This is a genomic window from Erythrobacter sp. JB1-4, from assembly GCF_057365025.1.
In genome coordinates this window covers 2,424,886-2,441,050 of sequence record NZ_CP200292.1, presented here as the reverse complement: position 1 = coordinate 2,441,050, position 16,165 = coordinate 2,424,886, and the positions used below count along the sequence as shown (strand labels likewise).

Here is a 16,165-nt window from a genome sequence, read left to right as displayed (position 1 = left end):
TAGCGCTCAGAAAGGAGCGCTTCAAGCACGAGTTACGCCTAATCGGCCACTATTCAAACGCTCCGCTGGCAGGCTTGCCATCGATATAGAGTTGCTGCCCCTCAAACGGGCGAAGTTCCACCACCGAATCCTCATTGAATTCAGGGATTTTTTGAGGTGTTTCGTTTCTCAATTTGGCGTGGCGAATGCCTGCGATGGAGACCTTGCCGTCCTCCTCATCATAGACCATCAGCTCCGGATCACGGCCCGCAGAAAGAAGCGCCATAAGCGGCATACCATCGAGCACCCCCACCTCAACCACACGGCACCCTTGAGCGCAGCGGTATGGGCTCGATTGCAAGAAAGTCCTCACCGCCAAACGCACCGCATCGTCCTCCACTTCAATCGGCGCACTGTTGACCGCGACGGATCCAGGTTCATTGCGGCGGCGAAAATCATAGGCGCTTTGGGCATTCTGTACCGCCACTGCGAGTTCCACGATCTTGGGATCGCCACTTTGCGCTAACTCCTCAAGAGCGTCCCGCCCTGCCTCTCCGAAGTCCCATCGGAGCGCTGCATAATCGAAGTCTTCAGCGCTCACTTCGCCCGATTGAAGCCGCGCCAATTGGTTGGACACTGAAATCGATCCGAAGTTGAGGATCGGCATGGCAAGGAGCAAAGCGACTACAGCTGTCATGACCGCCAGATGCAGGTTCGACTGGCGCAAAAACCCGCGCCACCCCTCGCGCCGCCCGCGAATGGCTGAGACAAAATACGCAACCCCGAATGCCACCGCCAAAGCAATCGCGATTAAGGCCCAGAGCCGCTCGGGGCTTAGCCCATGCTGCGCAATCCGGGTGCCCATGGAAACCGCTGCCATAAGTGAGAGTGGCAAGATACCGAGCGCCAAGATAAAACCTGCCACACGAAGCACGCGCGAATTGCTCGCGTCCGCATCATCATCGCGCACCACCGCATTGGCGAGCACAAAACATCCCACCGCAATCGCAAGCAACAACGGGGTCGCGCTTCTGGTGGCCTCCCAAAGCACATCAAGCCCCGAGATCAGCACCGCGATAAGAAAGAGCGACAGAGCAATCGCCAAGGGCACTGCAAGGATGGAAAGCACCAGCAGCACTACATTTTGCAAGGTGCCGATGATCTTCAATTGATTGCGCAAAACCCCAAGTGCTGCACCAAAAGCAGCGCCAGAGAACATCAGCGCGAACCACTCTTCGCGCGTCAAGTCTTTCAACAAATCGATCTGAATTGCGGAAAACAGCTCCGCCAAAATGAACATCAAAGCCCATGAAAGACCTACAAACGCGAGCGCCCCTGCTCCGGTGATTGCATCGGTCCACACATGAAAGTGTGCCGTTTTATAGCTCGTTTGCCAGCGCAGCTTGTGAAAGCCTGCTTGATACAAAGGCAGGGCCAAGGTGATCGCTAAAATGCCTGCGGCCAACCAAAAACTCTCATCGGCAAATCTGTCACCTGCCGACGCCGCGCGCCACGCGATACCGGCCATGACGAGCGCGACCAGCCCTGAGAATATCAAGGAGGGCTGCCACTCGTCGCGGCCCAAGGTGAAACTTGCAGCAAGCGATCCGAAAACAACGGCTGCGAGCAGCCCTGCGCCAATGGGGTCCTCGCCGCCGGCATCGGTGATGAGATGGACGATAAGGCCCGCCACAGCCAACAGCGCAGCGAGCACCCATGGACGCTCACGCCACTCGTTCGTGGTCGTTTCAGCGCTTAATTCTGAGGCACTTATGCCCTCGTTCGCAGCGTCTATCGCTTCGGCCATTGATCCCTCCTGGCTGGAGGGGTGACTTACCCCAGCTGAATTGCTGATGAAACCCTATGTGGGTTTATTGGCTGGAGAACCTATTGGCCCGGGAACTTATTGGCCGGGAGGTGGGCCCTGAGGAGCGCCCTGAGGAGCGCCTGGTCCGGGACCGCCCGGTGCGCCGCCGGGACCGGCTGGGCCACCCGGTGCGCCAAGGCCCGATTGCATGGCTTGTTGAAGAATGCCCAGATTGCGATCAAAAGTCGCACGGTCCATGAAATCGACCACTTCAATTTCGAACATCAAATCGGAGTTTGGTGGAATGTTCGAGCCTTGGGGCGGCTGCGCGCCATAGGCCATGTCAGCAGGGATGAAGAGCTCATACTTGCCACCCTTCTGCATCTGTTGAAGCCCTTTATAAAACCCGGGAATTGTCGCGCCTTCCTCGACTGGGAAAGGGCTGCCTTCTGGGAATATCCCCTCAACCGGGAGCGGGATATCTTGCGATTCGTCAAAGACTTCACCGTTTGAGGCAAGCGAGCCTTTGTATTTCACAAAAACCATATCGCCATCTTGCGGGGTTGGTCCCTCGCCTGCGAGAATTGTGTCCACACTAAAGCCTTTGGGAACCGCTGCCCAGGCAAGACCTGCACCAATGAGGACAGCGACAATAACGCCAAGCCATATCTTGGTAAGCGAGCCCTTCGCGATGGGCTGGATTGGTACGCGGGTGACTTCGGTCATGTGTGATCCCAATTGTTAAATGCCGAGCCCATTCTGGCAGTTGTGCAGCAAAAAGGGCGCGAGAGTATTCCCGCGCCCTGATGGCTTATTGCGCGTGGTTGTTCAAGCGTTTCAGCTTGATCAAACCCGCCAAAACTTACTTGACGCCGTCGCGCTCCATGCGCTTACGCTCAAGCTTGCGTGCACGGCGAACGGCGGCTGCCTTTTCGCGGGCGCGCTTTTCGCTTGGCTTTTCGTAGTGCCGGCGCAGTTTCATTTCGCGATAAACACCTTCACGCTGAAGCTTTTTCTTGAGAGCTCGAAGGGCCTGATCGACATTGTTATCGCGAACCATGATTTGCATAAACGGCAACTACCTCATTTCAAAAAAACGCCTGAGCCCGCCATGGTCGAGGCGGGAGTGCGCTATAATCTGACGCTAAAAAGGGCGCGAATCCGACAGGGCTCGCGCAAACACGAGGCGGCACATAACGTCACGCCCGCCAAATGGCAAGCCAAACAAGTCGCAAGAGAGCCACACAAGTCGCAAGAGAGATTGTGAGCGCGGGGCAAGTGCACGCTATGCAGAGGGCAAGGTGCGCGCTAAAGCCCGTCTTGTAATGACTTCTGCGTCGCTTTCCCCCTTCATTGCCACCCTTTATGTCGCCATTGGCGGCGGGGTTGGCGCCGTATTGCGCTATCACATCGGGCGTTTGGTTACGCATATGGCAGGTCCCCACACCGCCTTTCCATGGGGGACGCTAGCGATCAATATTGCAGGAAGCCTTGCGATGGGTGTGCTGTTGGGGTGGCTTGCGCGCTCTGCATTGGCGGCACAAACCAACGAAACCGTGCGATTGGCCATCGGCGTTGGCTTGCTCGGCGGGTTCACCACCTTTAGTGCGTTCAGCGCCGAGATGGTCACGCTTGTGCACCGCGGCTTCCTGTTTCAAGCCTTTGGCTATGGTGCTGCCTCGTTGATCGCCGGGATGGCAGCCTTTCTAATCGGCCTTGTTGGGGCACAGAGCGCGGCATGACACTTCCTTCTGACAAACCCAAAGCACAAGTGCGGCAATTCACTGTGAACGCAGACGATGATGGCATTCGCGTCGACCGCTGGTTCAAGCGCAATCTGCCCGAAATTCCTTTTGCAACCGTTTCGCGCTGGTCGCGCACGGGTCAAATCCGTGTGGATGGCGGGCGAGTAAAACCTGAAGACCGCTTAGGCGAAGGCCAAGTGTTGCGCGTGCCGCCCGGCGGAGAGGCCAAACACAAAGGGCAAAGACCGCGCCGTCCTTTAACAGAGGATGAGATCCACCAAGCGCGCGATATGGTCATCCGCGAAACACCAAGCGCCATCGTGCTTAACAAGCCCCCGGGCCTTGCCACCCAAGGCGGGAGCAAGACTACAAAGCATGTCGACGGTCTGCTTGATGCTTTTGTCGAGGGTGAGGTGGCGGTTGGCTCCAACCCGCGACCACGATTGGTCCACCGGCTTGATAAAGACACCTCAGGCGTTCTTCTGATCGCCAAAACACCGGGCAGTGCCGCTGCCTATTCCAAACGGTTTTCCGGGCGCAGCGCACGCAAAGTATATTGGGCGCTGGTCGTGGGCGTTCCCGACGTTCGCGAGGGCACGATTGATGCACCGCTCGCAAAACAGCCGGGCACTGGCGGCGAAAAGATGCACGTCGATGAAGAAAATGGGCAGCTTGCAAAAACCCGTTACCGCGTGGTCGAGCGCGCTGGCACACGCGCGGCTTGGGTGGAATTGGAGCCCTTAACGGGCCGCACGCACCAATTGCGCGTGCATATGGCGGCGATCGGTCACCCGATTGTGGGGGATGGCAAATATGGTGGGCAAGATGCGTTCCTCACTGGATCGATCAGCCGCAAAATGCACCTTCACGCCCGCCGCCTGATCATCGGCACCCCTGAAAAGAACACGGGCAGCGCAACCGGTGGCGGCAAGCTTGATGTGACCGCTCCCCTACCTGACCATTTCGCAGCCAGCATGGAGGCGCTGGGCTTTGAAGAGAGCCAGTCGGATGCCTCGCCTGTGCGCGACGAAGCGCCTGAGCGCACGCCTGCTGAGAAGAAGCAAGCCGCGCGCCGGCATGCAAAGCAATATCGCAAGGACCGCCGGGGAGAACGCCGTGGGCGCACGACTTCAGCGCATACGGCGAAAAAGGCTGCGAAATCAGGGGTGAAGTTCAAAGGCAAAGCGCCCAAGCGGACCGGTGGTGGCAAGTCGAAGGGTAAAAAGTAATGCACCCCAACGCTCTCTTCCGGAACGAAGATGATGCCTTGCACACCAAACTGATTAGCGAGGTCGCCTTTGGGATGGTGTTCTTGACGACGCCTGATGGTCCCCGGGTGGCGCATGTGCCTGTGCTTGGCTTTGGCAAGGACGATATCCGGTTCCATTTGGCGCGCAGCAACGCTTTAACACGCCACCTTGATGGTGCGCGCGCACTCATCACGATCAACGGTCCTGATGGTTATGTCAGCCCGCGATGGTACGACAACCGCGACACGGTGCCGACATGGGATTATACAGCGTTGGAGCTTGAGGGAACTGTCTTGCGCCTTTCGGACGATGATCTGGAAACGCTCCTTCACGATGTGATCACCACATTTGAAGGCCGCATTGAAGGCGAGCCGTGGCTGGCATCTGAAGCAAGCGACAAGGTGTGGTCGGGGCTCTTTAAAGGCATTGCCGGTTTTTCGCTTAAGGTCGAAGAACGCCGCCCGACTTTCAAACTCTCCCAGAAAAAGGGCAAGGAAGAGCGGGCCCGGATCGCAGCAGGCGTTGAGGCCTATGGCAATGCAGCTTTAGCGCGTTGGATGCGCGAGGTTAGCGCATGACCAAGCTTGCCGTGTTTGATTGCGATGGAACGCTGGTCGATAGTCAGGCCGATGTGCTCTGGGCGATGGCCCGTGCGTTTGAACATGCGGGAATGGAATTGCCCAACCCCAACGCGGTGCGCCGCCTTGTGGGGTTAAGCTTGCCTGTGGCGATCCGTCAGCTGGCACCAGAAGCCGAGCAAACGCAGCAGTTGGAAGTGGTCGAGAACTATAAAAATGCTTTTCGCAAACGGCGCGAGGCAGGGTTGTTGCACGAGCCGCTTTATGAGGGGATGGGTGAGCTGCTTCGCGCGCTTCGAGCCGATGGCTGGAGCCTTGCGGTTGCGACGGGTAAATCAGATCGCGGGCTTACCGCGTGCCTTGATGGCCATGGGCTGACCGACCTCTTCACATCGCTCCAAACCGCTGACCGCCATCCATCAAAGCCCCATCCCGCCATGATGGAAGCGGCCATGTTTGAAGCAGGCGCACAGCCCCGCGAGACTGTGATGATCGGCGACACCAGCTTTGATATGCAAATGGCAGTGGCAGGCAGGGTGCGTGCGGTTGGCGTTGCATGGGGGTATCACAGCCCCGACGACTTGAGCGAGACCGGCGCGGATTTTGTGGCCCATACCATGGGTGAGCTGCGCGAGGAATTGGACCGGTTTGCCTGAAAGATGCATCATGAGTGAGATCACCCCGCCCACCCCCGAAGAAACGCTCGCGGCCAAGCGTTACACCGTCATGAACCTTGTGCGTTTGTGTGCGATTGTTCCGGTCCTCATAGGCCTTGCTATTGCGCAAGGGGCGGTTGCGCTTCCTTATGCCCTGGGTGTTATCCTTGCCTTGTCAGGATTGGCTGCGTTCTTCTTTTGCCCGGCACTGTTGGTGCGCCGCTGGAAAGCGCAGGATCGGGGCGAGCCGTGAAGCGCTTTTATAAAGAGGTGACGGTGCGCACCCTCGATAGTGGCTTTCAAGTCTTCCTCGATGCCCGCGCCATCAAGACCGTCAAAGGTGCAGCGCAGATTTTGCCGACGCAACCGCTGGCCAATGCGCTTGCACACGAATGGGATGCGCAAGGCGAAAAGATCGATCCATCGACCATGCCGCTGCGAGATATGGCGGACTATGCCATTGATATGGTTGCCCCGGATCCGGACGCGCTCATCGATAAAACGGTCACTTATGGTGACACCGACACGTTGCTTTACCGTGCAGACCCGGACGAGCCGCTTTATGCGCGCCAGCAGGAGGTTTGGGAACCGATTGTTGAGGCCATGGAAGCGCGGCTTGGCTCTGAATTTGTGCGGATATCAGGGATCATTCACCGCCCTCAAAGCGACGCGACTTTGGCCAAATTGCGCAAAGAACTCAGCGACAAAAGCGCCTTTTCCCTCGCCGCGATTGAGATGATGACCCACCTTGCAGCATCGCTGATCACAGGTCTCAGCGCGGCGCGCGCTGATGCGGACGCTCTCACCCTATGGGATGCGGCAAACCTCGAAGAGGATTGGCAGATCGAACAGTGGGGCCGCGATGAGGAGGCTCAGGAACGCCGCGAAAAACGGACAGCGGATTTCCTCAAAGCGCGCGAGTTTTGGGAACTCGCCAACGCCTAAGCGCGGTTTACTCCGCGCTCATCACCCCGCACTCAACACCCAGGCAGCGACCTCTTTGGCAACCGTATTCGCCGCCTCATTCAAAGCAGGACCAACCGCAGCCGCCTCGGCCATAACGCCCTCCTCGCGCGCTTCGAACCGGCGCGACATTACGCGGCCATCATCCAAGGTGTGCACCGCTTCAAAGCGCACCACCACCGAAGACGTCGCAGGGTCATAACCCATATCGATCAAAGTGCCGCGCAGCGTCTGTGTCGGGCGAAGCGGTGCATCCGATGTATCGAGTACAAGCAAAGTCTGCGGATCACCCGACGCCGTGCGCAAGGTCTCTCCCAGAAGACCGCGGAAGAGACGCGCTGGCTTTTGTATCCAAACCGCGTTCTGCAAGTAAGCGACTTCGCTGTTCGACACATTGACCGGCACCCGCAACACATCGAGCTTTGCTGGCACTTCTGGGGTGAGAACCGCAATGGAGCCCGCGCTTCCCTCAACGCCAGCGGTCACGCCGGCCCCCGCAGGCGCGCTTGCCGCCGGGGTCAGGGTAAATAGGCTTTCAGGCGGTTCCGCTCCGCCGCCAAAACTAACGCAGCCCGCTAATGCAAGGCTGGCGGTTAACACCCCAAAGTGGGCACGTAGTGTCCTCATGGCTCATACTCCGGTAGCGGACGCCCGCCGATCAACGATCCTGCACCCTCGGCCTCAAGACGATCAGTGATCGCGCGCAAAGAGCGGCTGGTGGTGCGAAGGTCTTGCATCGTCGCCTCAAGCGTTGGCAGCGTTGTGTCTGACAAAGCGCGCGTGGCAGGCCGCGCATCTTCGAGCATCGCGGAAAGCGAAGTCGCCGCCTCGTTAGCGCCTGCAAGCGTCTGGCTCAGCTCCTTGGCCAATTGCGGCCCCTCTCTGCCGAGAAGTTCGTCCGTAGTGACTGTGATCTTCTCAAAGGCATCGAGCGCCTCGCCTGCCTCTTTGATGGTGATCTGGAGTTCTGCCATCGTCCCTTCAAGCTGCGGCGCTGCATCTGCAAGCTCGCCGGTTAGGCGGTTGGAATTTTCAAGAATACCAGAGATTTGCTCCTGGTTCTCGGGCCCCAGGATAACACTCAATTGTTCCGTCAGCGTCGCCAAGCGTTCCAGCAAAAGCGGCGCGTTGGCGACAATCTCACCAAAGCCGCCGCGCCCTGGCGGGATAACGGGACGCCCTTCGGGGCATGCCGTTGTCTCGCAGGTGATATCTGGCGCATCTTTGCGCGCGCCATCCAAAAGGATCGTCGAAACGCCGGTAAAGCTGGCCTGAATGGTGGCCTCTGTGCCCACAAGGATTGGCACGGAATCGCGAATGCGCACACGCACGCGAACAAATTCGGGGTCTTCGGTAGACAAAGCGATCTCACGAACCTGACCCACAGGAACCCCGGCATAGGAAACCTGTGACCCATTGGCGAGGCCTGCTACCGACTGCTTATAGAAAATATCGTATTCGTTCGACGCGCCTTGGTTAAGCCGCGCAATCCAAACGATAAAGGCGGCCAAGGCGATGAGCAGCCCCAAAGTGACCGCGCCTACCCAGAGATGATTTGCTCTCGTTTCCATTGCGCCTCCTTATGCGCGGGCCCTAGCGCGGCTGTCCATAGGCCTCACGCCTCTTTTGCCGCTAAAGCTGTGCGCCCGCCCTGTTTCGATGCGAGCGCCGCGCGCCCGCGCGGTCCGTTGAAGTATTCCTCGATCCACGGGTGGCCGGTTTCCATAAGCTCAGGGATGGTCCCCACCGCGATAACGCGCCTATCCGCGAGCACCGCCACACGGTCGCAAATCTCGTACAGCGTATCGAGGTCGTGAGTGATGAGGAAGACCGTGAGGCCCAATGTCTCTTTGAGGTCCCGTGTCTGCCGGTCAAAAGCAGCCGCACCTATGGGATCAAGACCAGCGGTGGGCTCATCCAAAAAGAGCAATTCCGGGTCGAGCGAAAGCGCGCGCGCCAGCCCTGCCCGCTTCTTCATACCGCCTGATAGCTCATTGGGATATTTGAGCACCGCCTCTTCAGGAAGGCCCGAAAGCAGCACCTTATACCGCGCAATTTCACGGCGCAGTTTGGGGGTGATATCGGGGTAGAATTCCTTCAATGGCACCTCGACATTCTCACCCACGGTAAGCGTTGAGAACAGAGCGCCGCCCTGGAACAGGACGCCCCAGCGCCGCCGCACACCGACCCTTTGATCAAGGTCCGTGTCCGTAATGCGCCGCCCCAGCACATCAATATCGCCGCTCGTGGGTTTTTGGAGGCCAATGATCGAGCGCATCAGTACCGATTTGCCCGTGCCAGAGCCGCCCACAACACCAATAATCTCACCGCGATTGACCGTCAGATCGAGGCCATCGTGAATGGTCTGATCGCCAAAGCGATTGACGAGGCCGGAGACCACGATCGGCGGCTCCGAGGAAAAACGCCCATGCGGGGCTTCAGGTTCGATGTAAGCCATTACCCCCAACCCACTTCTGTGAAAAACACCGCGAAGAATGCATCAAGGACTATGACAGCAAAAATTGCAGAGACCACGGCCATGGTGGTGCGAAGGCCGACTTCCTCGGAATTCCCCTTCACCTGCATCCCGTGATAACACCCCGCAAGCGCGACGATCAGGCCAAATACCGGCGCTTTAACAAGGCCAACCCACACATCGTGCAATGGCACAACCTCTTGAATACGCTCAAGGAAGGTGAAAAACGGAATACCAAGCGCGACTTGCCCGATCACCGCGCCGCCAACGATCCCGACAAGGCTGGCATAAAAGCCCAAGAGCACCATCATAAAGGTGCAAGCGATAATGCGCGGGATGACGAGCTGCTCAATGGGAGAGATGCCGATAGTGCGCATCGCGTCCACCTCTTCGGTCAGCTTCATCGTGCCGATTTGGGCGGCAAAGGCGCTTCCCGAACGACCCGCCACCATGATCGCGGTCATCAACACGCCTAGTTCGCGCAAGGTGATGCGGCCCACGAGGTTCACCGTCAGCGTTTCTGCGCCAAATTGCGACAATTGCACCGCGCCCTGCTGAGCGATCACGATACCGATAAGGAAGCTCATTAGGCCAATGATAGGAAGTGCGGAGACGCCAACCATCTCCATTTGTTTGACGACCGCGCGACCCGGGATTTTTGAAGGCCGCCGGATCATCGTGCCAAAACCGATCAGAACCGCGCCAAGGAAACTGACCACGCCCAGCACACCGCCGCGCGCTGCATAGACTTGCTCGCCAAGGGCAAGAGGCACGCGCTCCCAAACGGGCACGATTGGCGGGCTCAAATCGCCATCACTGCCCGCCCCCTCGACGGCTTTAAGCAGGTGCTTTGCCGTATCGTTTGCTCCGACAATGGCGCAGGTGTGATGCGAGGCAAGGCGCGAGACAACCCAAGCGCCCGTCGTATCCATCTCATCAACGCCGCTGATGTCGATTTCGGTGAATTCGTGCGGGGTCTCATCGATCTCGGCCTCGAACGGGCCGACGGAAGAGACAAGCATCTGGCCTGCAAGCACAAGCCGAGAGCCGCCAGTTTCAGTGTCTTCTAAAGAGTAGGTGACGGACCCAAGCATTGCAGGTGACGGTATGCGTGCAAATTGTTTGCTTCACAAGCTTGGCATTCAACCCTTACACAGAACGCGTGCCATAAGAACCACATTTGGGAGGGCCGTCAATGCGAGAGCACACCGAATATTTCCATATAGAAAAGCGGGGCGAGGTGCACTTGGTGACCCTCGACCATCCTCCCTATAACGCAGGGTTCGACGACCTGTTTTTCGAAGGCGCACAGGCAATGGAGGCTTTGGGCAAAGACCCTGAAACCCGCGCGATTGTTCTTACCGGGGCGCGCGACAATTTCTCACGCGGGATGGATACAAAGAAAGCTGCTGCTCTTGATGAAGCAGGGCGGATACAAACGCGCGGGGTGCTCAACCACTTTTGTGCGGTACTTCACCGACTGCCATGCGCTTTTGTATGTGCGGTCAATGGCCACACGATTGGCGCTGGCGGAATTATCACGCTTTGTGCGGATTGGGTGGTGGCAGCGCGGGGCGATTATAAAATCGGGCTTCCTGAAGCGAAGGCCGGGCTCGCCTTCCCCATCGTGCCCCAAGTCATCATCGACCATTGGCTTGACCCGGTATGGCGCAGGCGCGCAGTCCTGACCTCGCAATTGTTCTCACCGACTGAGGCCATCGCGGTAGGCATGGTCGATGAGGTGGTGGAACGAAGCGATCTTATCGAGAGTGCCCTTGCCCGCGCTGAGGCTATGGCCGCCCAGCCTGCTTTCCGCGATTGCAAACGGCAACTTCGGGCAAAAGCCAATGCGGAAATCGAAGAGCGTTGGGACTGAAACTGCGAGAGTTGTTGCACTGCACCTTAGCCCTTGGCATGGGGCAAGCGAACGACAGATTTTCGCGCCTTCCAATGGCGCTAGCGAGCTAGAAATATGAGCCTACCAACGACCTTCAATCCTGCTGATATCGAACAGCGGTGGTATCAACACTGGGAGGCCACAGGCGGTTTTCGCCCTGAGCGTCCTGACGCCGAACCCTACACCATTGTGAATCCTCCGCCCAATGTGACCGGCTCGCTTCACATCGGCCACGCGCTCGACAACACGTTGCAAGACATCGTGATCCGCTATGAGCGGCTGCGCGGCAAGGACGCGCTTTGGGTTGTGGGCACTGACCATGCGGGAATCGCCACGCAAATGGTGGTCGAACGCCAGATGGAAGAGCGCCAAGACAAGCGCACCAACTACAGCCGCGAAGAATTCGTCGATAAGGTGTGGGAATGGAAAGCCGAAAGCGGCGGCACCATCACCACGCAATTGCGGCGTCTGGGCTGCTCCATGGACTGGTCCAGAGAACAGTTCACCATGGACGAGCACTTCACCAAGGCTGTGCTCAAGACCTTTGTGAACCTTTACAATGATGGCTTGATCTACCGCGATAAGCGCCTCGTGAACTGGGACCCCAAGCTCAAAACCGCGATCAGCGACCTTGAGGTTGAGCAGCAGACCATTGCGGGCGGTTTCTGGCACTTCAAATACCCGCTCGCTGATGGCGAGACTCTGGCGGATGGGCGCGATTACATTGAGGTGGCTACCACGCGGCCTGAGACGATGCTCGCCGATATGGCGGTTGCGGTGCACCCTTCTGACGAGCGCTACGCCAGCGTTGTTGGCAAGCACGTGGTACTCCCGATCACTGGGCGGCGCATTCCTATCGTGGCAGACGAACACGCCGATCCAGAGCTTGGCTCGGGCGCGGTGAAGATTACGCCGGGGCATGACTTCAACGACTTTGACGTGGGTAAGCGCGCCGGGATCGAAGCGGGCGAAATGCTCAATATGCTCGATGGCAATGGCGACGTTTGCCAGACGAGCGATGGCCTCGTGCCGGACGAGTTTATCGGTCTTCACCGCTTCCGCCGCGACAAGGTTGATGGCGCGCGCGAGGCTGTGGTGGAACGGCTCAAAGCCGACGGCTTCCTCATCCCGCATGTCAGCAAGAACAAGAAAGGCGAGGAGGTCATCTCGGACGCCGAGCCACGCCAGATCGCAACCCCCTTCGGCGACCGCGGCGGCGTGGTGATCGAGCCTTGGCTGACCGATCAATGGTACGTCGATGCAGCGAAACTGGCCGAGGCTCCGATCAAACAGGTGCGCGATGGTACCGTGGAAATCGTGCCCAAGTCTTGGGAGAAAACCTTCTTCAACTGGATGGAGAACATCCAGCCTTGGTGTGTCAGCCGCCAGCTGTGGTGGGGACACCGCATCCCGGCTTGGTTTGGGCCCTCTGATGAGGGGGATACGCTAAACTACAGTGAGCCCCATCCCTTCGTGGCGATGGAGGCCTCACTCGCGCAGGCAGAAGCTGAACAATTCCCAGCGTACGGTGGCAGAACAGTCGAGATTTGCAGCTCTCAAGTCGATGCCATCAATGCGATGATGGAAACAGGAAATGAGAACAAAGTGTTCCTCTGGCGCGACGAAGACGTGCTCGACACATGGTTTTCATCGGCTCTTTGGCCTTTCGCCACACTCGGGTGGCCGGACACAGAATACAACCCCGTTCGCCCTGAGCCTGTCGAAGGGCGCGCGCGTGCTTCGACAAGCTCAGCACGAACGGGTGTATGGGAAGAGAATACCGACCTCCTTTCCAAACACTTCCCCAATTCGCTCCTGATCTCCGGCTTCGACATCCTGTTTTTCTGGGATGCGCGGATGATGATGATGGGCAATTACAACATGGGTGAGGCCCCTTGGCCTAAGCTCTATCTCCACGGGCTGGTGCGCGCAGCCGACGGCGCGAAGATGAGTAAATCCAAGGGCAATGTTGTCGATCCGCTTGGCCTGATCGACCAATACGGTGCGGACGCGCTGCGCTTCTTTATGGCCGCAATGGAGAGCCAAGGCCGCGACATCAAGATGGATGAACGCCGCGTCGAGGGATATCGCAATTTTGCAACAAAGCTCTGGAACGCGACACGTTTTTGCCAGTCCAATGGGATCGGCAAATCAACCACGGTAAAGGCCCCGCAGGCGCGTCTCGCCGCCAACCAATGGATCATCGGCGAAGTCCAAGCGGTCTGCGCAGAGATTGAAAGCGCAATGGAAGACCTGCGTTTCGATGCAGCTGCCAATGCGATCTATCAATTCACTTGGTCCAAGTTCTGCGACTGGTATCTTGAGCTTATCAAGCCTGTTTTCTCCGATGATGCCGACCCTCAGGGTCTGCCAGCGGTTGAAACCCGCGAAGTTGCCGGGTGGGCGCTCGATCAGATCCTCGTCATGCTCCACCCGTTCATGCCCTTCATCACCGAAGAGCTTTGGCACGCCCAAGGTGAGCGCACATACGACCTCATCACCGCCAAATGGCCGTCCCCACGCGCGGAAGTCTCCAAAGAGGCAACCGATGCGATCGACTGGGTCATCGACCTCACCACCAATGTGCGCAGCGCCAAGAACGAGCTCGGCATTTCGCCCGGTGCGAAACTCGCCGCTTTCGTGCCCAAGGCAAGCACTCTTGCCTCCAGCACAATCGAGCGCTCAAGTGCAGCAATTGAGCGCTTGGCTCGCCTCACCCCGGTGACAGTCGGCGAAGCACCCGCTGGGCCCGCAATGCAGGTCACGGCTCTCGGAGACATCTTCGTGATCCCGCTTGAAGGCATCATCGACATCGCGGAAGAAAAAGCGCGCCTCGAAAAAGCCCTCGCCGCAAGCCAAAAGGAAGCAAGATCGCTCGAAGGGCGTCTCTCAAACGCCAATTTCGTCGAACGCGCCAAGCCTGAAGCGGTCGAGAAAGCCAAGGCCGATTTCGCCCATCATCAAGGCGAAGTCGAGCGGCTAACGGCGGCGCTTGAGCGGTTGGGATAGCTGCGCGCATCTACCAAAACCGCGCCGCCATACTTACCTCTCCGGTATGACCCCCTGGCTCATTCTCCTCATCCCGCTGCTGATCGCCGCATTTGTCGTCTATCGCCAGATGGCGAAGCGAAAGAGGCGCGAGCAATTGCTGGCGACCCCGCTGACGGCGGAACAGCGCCGCATCGTTGAACAACTCGTGCCCCTCGTAAAACAGCTCCCCCGCGACCTTCGCGCGGGCCACGAGGGCAAGATCAACCTCTTCCTCGACCAAGTCACATTCCGAGGTCACGGCGGGGTCGAGGTGACCGATGCCATGCGGCTTTCGATCGCGGCCCAAGCGTGCCTTTTGATCGTCAACAGTCCCGCGTGGTATGAAACGATCCGCAATGTGCTGCTCTATCCAACCGTATTCGACACAGGGCGCGGGCAACATGAGGGTGGGGTCATTCACGACCACCACCACGGCACACTAGGTGAAAGCTGGGACCGGGGGCCTGTGGTGCTTTCGTGGAACCATGCACTGCATGGCGGCCTTCGCGCGCATGACGGTGAAAACGTGGTGATCCATGAATTCGCCCACCAATTGGATAGTTTGTCGGGCCACACCAATGGCATCCCCCTCCTTCGCAAGGGACAAGAGTATGCGCGCTGGGAAAAGGCCATGCTCGATGCCTATCATGACCATTTAAGCCGGGTTGAACGCGGTGAGCCGACGCTGATTGACCCCTATGGTGCGACCAATCACCAAGAGTTCTTTGCAGAAGGCATCGTGACATTCTTTGAACGCCCGCAAGCTTTGCAAGCGCACGAGCCTGCACTTTATGCGCAGTTTGCAGAGCTTTTGGCGCTTGATCCTGCATCGTGGAGTTAGGGGCGTTAGACGCCGTAGTTTTCCTAAAGGCCGGTTTCGTGCCATGGGGTGTCAATGATCTGCACACAAAACCTCACCCTTCAATCGCCTCAGTCGATTAAAGCGAGCGCTATTAATCGAATGGCTTTCAGCGCTAGGACAGTGTGCCAAGTGTGCCAAATGCCCCACACGTGCGACGAACCGAGTGGTGAGCGCTGATGGCTGACCTTGTCCTTGCGACCAATGATGACGGCGGTCCGGAGATCTTCGCCTCGCTTCAGGGCGAGGGTCCAAGCATGGGGATGCCGGTTGCCTTCATCCGCCTCTCGCGCTGCAACCTTGCCTGCACATGGTGCGACACGGCCTACACATGGCGGTTTGAGGAGGATGCGCGCCCGCACCGCGATGGTGTGAATTACGAACGCAAAGCTAATCAGGTGAAGCTCTCACCCAAGGAGGCGGCTGCGCGGATCGAGGAGCTTGGGCAAAAACGCGTGGTTATCACTGGCGGGGAGCCTTTGATGCAGGGCGGCGCTTTGGCCGATATGCTCAGCCACTTGCCCGACATTGAAGTGGAGATTGAGACCAATGGCACGGTGCGCCCCGCGGCACACATCGATATCCGCGTGGATCAATACAATGTGAGCCCCAAACTCGCACACTCAGGGAACGCTGCTGACCTTGCACTTATCCCTGAACGACTCGACTATTATGCAAGCGACAGCCGGGCATTTTTCAAGTTCGTGGTGGCTGACCCCTCCGATGTGGAGGAAGTTGACGCGCTGCAAAAAGAGTACCGCATTGCAAAGGAACGCCTGTTCCTCATGCCGGAAGGCACTGATTCTAATACCTTAAGCAGCCGTCAGCAATGGCTTGCGCCGCTGTGCCTGGAAAAGGGATATCGCATGAGTGATCGAATGCACATCCACCTTTACGGCGATACGCGAGGGACCTAGAATTATGT

17 protein-coding genes are annotated in these 16,165 nt (G+C 58.2%); 10 read left to right on the top strand and 7 right to left on the bottom strand.

Features of this window, described 5'->3' with window-relative positions:
• Nucleotides 1-49 precede the first annotated feature (49 nt).
• From AC0V61_RS11295 to rpsU, 3 genes are all read right to left on the bottom strand, one after another.
• The gene (locus AC0V61_RS11295; RefSeq protein WP_486157589.1) at nt 50-1,786 is read right to left on the bottom strand and encodes a DUF4153 domain-containing protein; all 1,737 of its coding nucleotides are present in this window, start codon (nt 1,784-1,786) and stop codon (nt 50-52) included.
• Nucleotides 1,787-1,882: 96 nt separating this feature from the next.
• Entirely contained in the window at nt 1,883-2,512 is a 630-nt protein-coding gene (locus AC0V61_RS11290; RefSeq protein WP_486157587.1) for an FKBP-type peptidyl-prolyl cis-trans isomerase, read from the bottom strand.
• 136 nt (nt 2,513-2,648) lie between these two features.
• Nucleotides 2,649-2,855: a 30S ribosomal protein S21 gene (rpsU, locus tag AC0V61_RS11285; RefSeq protein ID WP_007011585.1), complete on the bottom strand. Its 207-nt coding sequence runs from the start codon at nt 2,853-2,855 to the stop codon at nt 2,649-2,651.
• A gap of 256 nt (nt 2,856-3,111) precedes the next feature.
• Here rpsU and crcB point away from each other — a divergent pair, with 256 nt between their 5' ends.
• Genes crcB through AC0V61_RS11255 form a run of 6 tightly spaced genes read left to right on the top strand, consistent with a single transcriptional unit; the run spans nt 3,112 to nt 6,960 of the window.
• Nucleotides 3,112-3,528 carry a fluoride efflux transporter CrcB gene (gene crcB, locus AC0V61_RS11280; protein WP_486157584.1) on the top strand — a complete coding sequence of 139 codons (417 nt, stop codon included), beginning with the start codon at nt 3,112-3,114 and terminating at the stop codon, nt 3,526-3,528.
• Nucleotides 3,525-4,760 carry an RluA family pseudouridine synthase gene (locus AC0V61_RS11275; protein ID WP_486157582.1) on the top strand — a complete coding sequence of 412 codons (1,236 nt, stop codon included), beginning with the start codon at nt 3,525-3,527 and terminating at the stop codon, nt 4,758-4,760. Before crcB ends, AC0V61_RS11275 begins: the two co-directional genes overlap by 4 nt.
• Nucleotides 4,760-5,359: an FMN-binding negative transcriptional regulator gene (locus AC0V61_RS11270; RefSeq protein ID WP_486157581.1), complete on the top strand. Its 600-nt coding sequence runs from the start codon at nt 4,760-4,762 to the stop codon at nt 5,357-5,359. Before AC0V61_RS11275 ends, AC0V61_RS11270 begins: the two co-directional genes overlap by 1 nt.
• On the top strand, nt 5,356-6,015 hold the full coding sequence (locus AC0V61_RS11265; RefSeq protein WP_486157579.1) for an HAD-IA family hydrolase: 660 nt from the start codon (nt 5,356-5,358) through the stop codon (nt 6,013-6,015). The genes AC0V61_RS11270 and AC0V61_RS11265 overlap by 4 nt, the downstream gene beginning before the upstream one ends.
• A gap of 10 nt (nt 6,016-6,025) precedes the next feature.
• Nucleotides 6,026-6,268 (top strand): hypothetical protein, encoded by a 243-nt coding sequence (locus AC0V61_RS11260; RefSeq protein WP_486157577.1) that lies wholly within the window; start codon nt 6,026-6,028, stop codon nt 6,266-6,268.
• Nucleotides 6,265-6,960, top strand: a complete 696-nt coding sequence (locus tag AC0V61_RS11255; protein WP_486157575.1) for an ATP12 family chaperone protein — start codon at nt 6,265-6,267, stop codon at nt 6,958-6,960. The genes AC0V61_RS11260 and AC0V61_RS11255 overlap by 4 nt, the downstream gene beginning before the upstream one ends.
• Before the next feature lie 21 nt (nt 6,961-6,981).
• Here AC0V61_RS11255 and AC0V61_RS11250 read toward each other — a convergent pair whose 3' ends face one another.
• The 4 genes from AC0V61_RS11250 to AC0V61_RS11235 are packed head-to-tail and all read right to left on the bottom strand — an operon-like array spanning nt 6,982 to nt 10,548.
• On the bottom strand, nt 6,982-7,605 hold the full coding sequence (locus AC0V61_RS11250) for an ABC-type transport auxiliary lipoprotein family protein (RefSeq protein WP_486157573.1): 624 nt from the start codon (nt 7,603-7,605) through the stop codon (nt 6,982-6,984).
• A complete protein-coding gene (locus AC0V61_RS11245) occupies nt 7,602-8,549 on the bottom strand; it encodes an MlaD family protein (protein WP_486157571.1) in 948 nt (315 codons plus the stop codon). Before AC0V61_RS11245 ends, AC0V61_RS11250 begins: the two co-directional genes overlap by 4 nt.
• A gap of 44 nt (nt 8,550-8,593) precedes the next feature.
• A complete protein-coding gene (locus tag AC0V61_RS11240; protein WP_486157569.1) occupies nt 8,594-9,436 on the bottom strand; it encodes an ABC transporter ATP-binding protein in 843 nt (280 codons plus the stop codon).
• Nucleotides 9,436-10,548 carry an ABC transporter permease gene (locus AC0V61_RS11235; RefSeq protein WP_486157567.1) on the bottom strand — a complete coding sequence of 371 codons (1,113 nt, stop codon included), beginning with the start codon at nt 10,546-10,548 and terminating at the stop codon, nt 9,436-9,438. The genes AC0V61_RS11240 and AC0V61_RS11235 overlap by 1 nt, the downstream gene beginning before the upstream one ends.
• Nucleotides 10,549-10,649: 101 nt before the next feature.
• Here AC0V61_RS11235 and AC0V61_RS11230 point away from each other — a divergent pair, with 101 nt between their 5' ends.
• The 4 genes from AC0V61_RS11230 to AC0V61_RS11215 all read left to right on the top strand — a co-directional run bounded on the left by AC0V61_RS11230 (nt 10,650) and on the right by AC0V61_RS11215 (nt 16,157).
• Nucleotides 10,650-11,330, top strand: coding sequence for an enoyl-CoA hydratase/isomerase family protein (locus AC0V61_RS11230; protein ID WP_486157565.1), 681 nt, complete (start codon nt 10,650-10,652; stop codon nt 11,328-11,330).
• Between the two features lie 96 nt (nt 11,331-11,426).
• Nucleotides 11,427-14,360 carry a valine--tRNA ligase gene (locus AC0V61_RS11225; protein ID WP_486157563.1) on the top strand — a complete coding sequence of 978 codons (2,934 nt, stop codon included), beginning with the start codon at nt 11,427-11,429 and terminating at the stop codon, nt 14,358-14,360.
• A 46-nt stretch (nt 14,361-14,406) separates the two neighbouring features.
• The gene (locus AC0V61_RS11220; protein ID WP_486157561.1) at nt 14,407-15,222 is read left to right on the top strand and encodes a M90 family metallopeptidase; all 816 of its coding nucleotides are present in this window, start codon (nt 14,407-14,409) and stop codon (nt 15,220-15,222) included.
• 197 nt (nt 15,223-15,419) lie between these two features.
• Nucleotides 15,420-16,157: a 7-carboxy-7-deazaguanine synthase QueE gene (locus tag AC0V61_RS11215; protein WP_486157559.1), complete on the top strand. Its 738-nt coding sequence runs from the start codon at nt 15,420-15,422 to the stop codon at nt 16,155-16,157.
• The last annotated feature ends 8 nt before the right edge of the window (nt 16,158-16,165 follow it).

Coding starts and splice junctions, on each gene's coding strand:
- AC0V61_RS11295 (WP_486157589.1), bottom strand. CDS start 1,786: ATGGCCGAAGCGATAGACGCTGCGAACGAGGGCATAAGTGCCTCAGAA.
- AC0V61_RS11290 (WP_486157587.1), bottom strand. CDS start 2,512: ATGACCGAAGTCACCCGCGTACCAATCCAGCCCATCGCGAAGGGCTCG.
- rpsU (WP_007011585.1), bottom strand. CDS start 2,855: ATGCAAATCATGGTTCGCGATAACAATGTCGATCAGGCCCTTCGAGCT.
- crcB (WP_486157584.1), top strand. CDS start 3,112: ATGACTTCTGCGTCGCTTTCCCCCTTCATTGCCACCCTTTATGTCGCC.
- AC0V61_RS11275 (WP_486157582.1), top strand. CDS start 3,525: ATGACACTTCCTTCTGACAAACCCAAAGCACAAGTGCGGCAATTCACT.
- AC0V61_RS11270 (WP_486157581.1), top strand. CDS start 4,760: ATGCACCCCAACGCTCTCTTCCGGAACGAAGATGATGCCTTGCACACC.
- AC0V61_RS11265 (WP_486157579.1), top strand. CDS start 5,356: ATGACCAAGCTTGCCGTGTTTGATTGCGATGGAACGCTGGTCGATAGT.
- AC0V61_RS11260 (WP_486157577.1), top strand. CDS start 6,026: ATGAGTGAGATCACCCCGCCCACCCCCGAAGAAACGCTCGCGGCCAAG.
- AC0V61_RS11250 (WP_486157573.1), bottom strand. CDS start 7,605: ATGAGGACACTACGTGCCCACTTTGGGGTGTTAACCGCCAGCCTTGCA.
- AC0V61_RS11245 (WP_486157571.1), bottom strand. CDS start 8,549: ATGGAAACGAGAGCAAATCATCTCTGGGTAGGCGCGGTCACTTTGGGG.
- AC0V61_RS11240 (WP_486157569.1), bottom strand. CDS start 9,436: ATGGCTTACATCGAACCTGAAGCCCCGCATGGGCGTTTTTCCTCGGAG.
- AC0V61_RS11235 (WP_486157567.1), bottom strand. CDS start 10,548: ATGCTTGGGTCCGTCACCTACTCTTTAGAAGACACTGAAACTGGCGGC.
- AC0V61_RS11230 (WP_486157565.1), top strand. CDS start 10,650: ATGCGAGAGCACACCGAATATTTCCATATAGAAAAGCGGGGCGAGGTG.
- AC0V61_RS11225 (WP_486157563.1), top strand. CDS start 11,427: ATGAGCCTACCAACGACCTTCAATCCTGCTGATATCGAACAGCGGTGG.
- AC0V61_RS11220 (WP_486157561.1), top strand. CDS start 14,407: ATGACCCCCTGGCTCATTCTCCTCATCCCGCTGCTGATCGCCGCATTT.
- AC0V61_RS11215 (WP_486157559.1), top strand. CDS start 15,420: ATGGCTGACCTTGTCCTTGCGACCAATGATGACGGCGGTCCGGAGATC.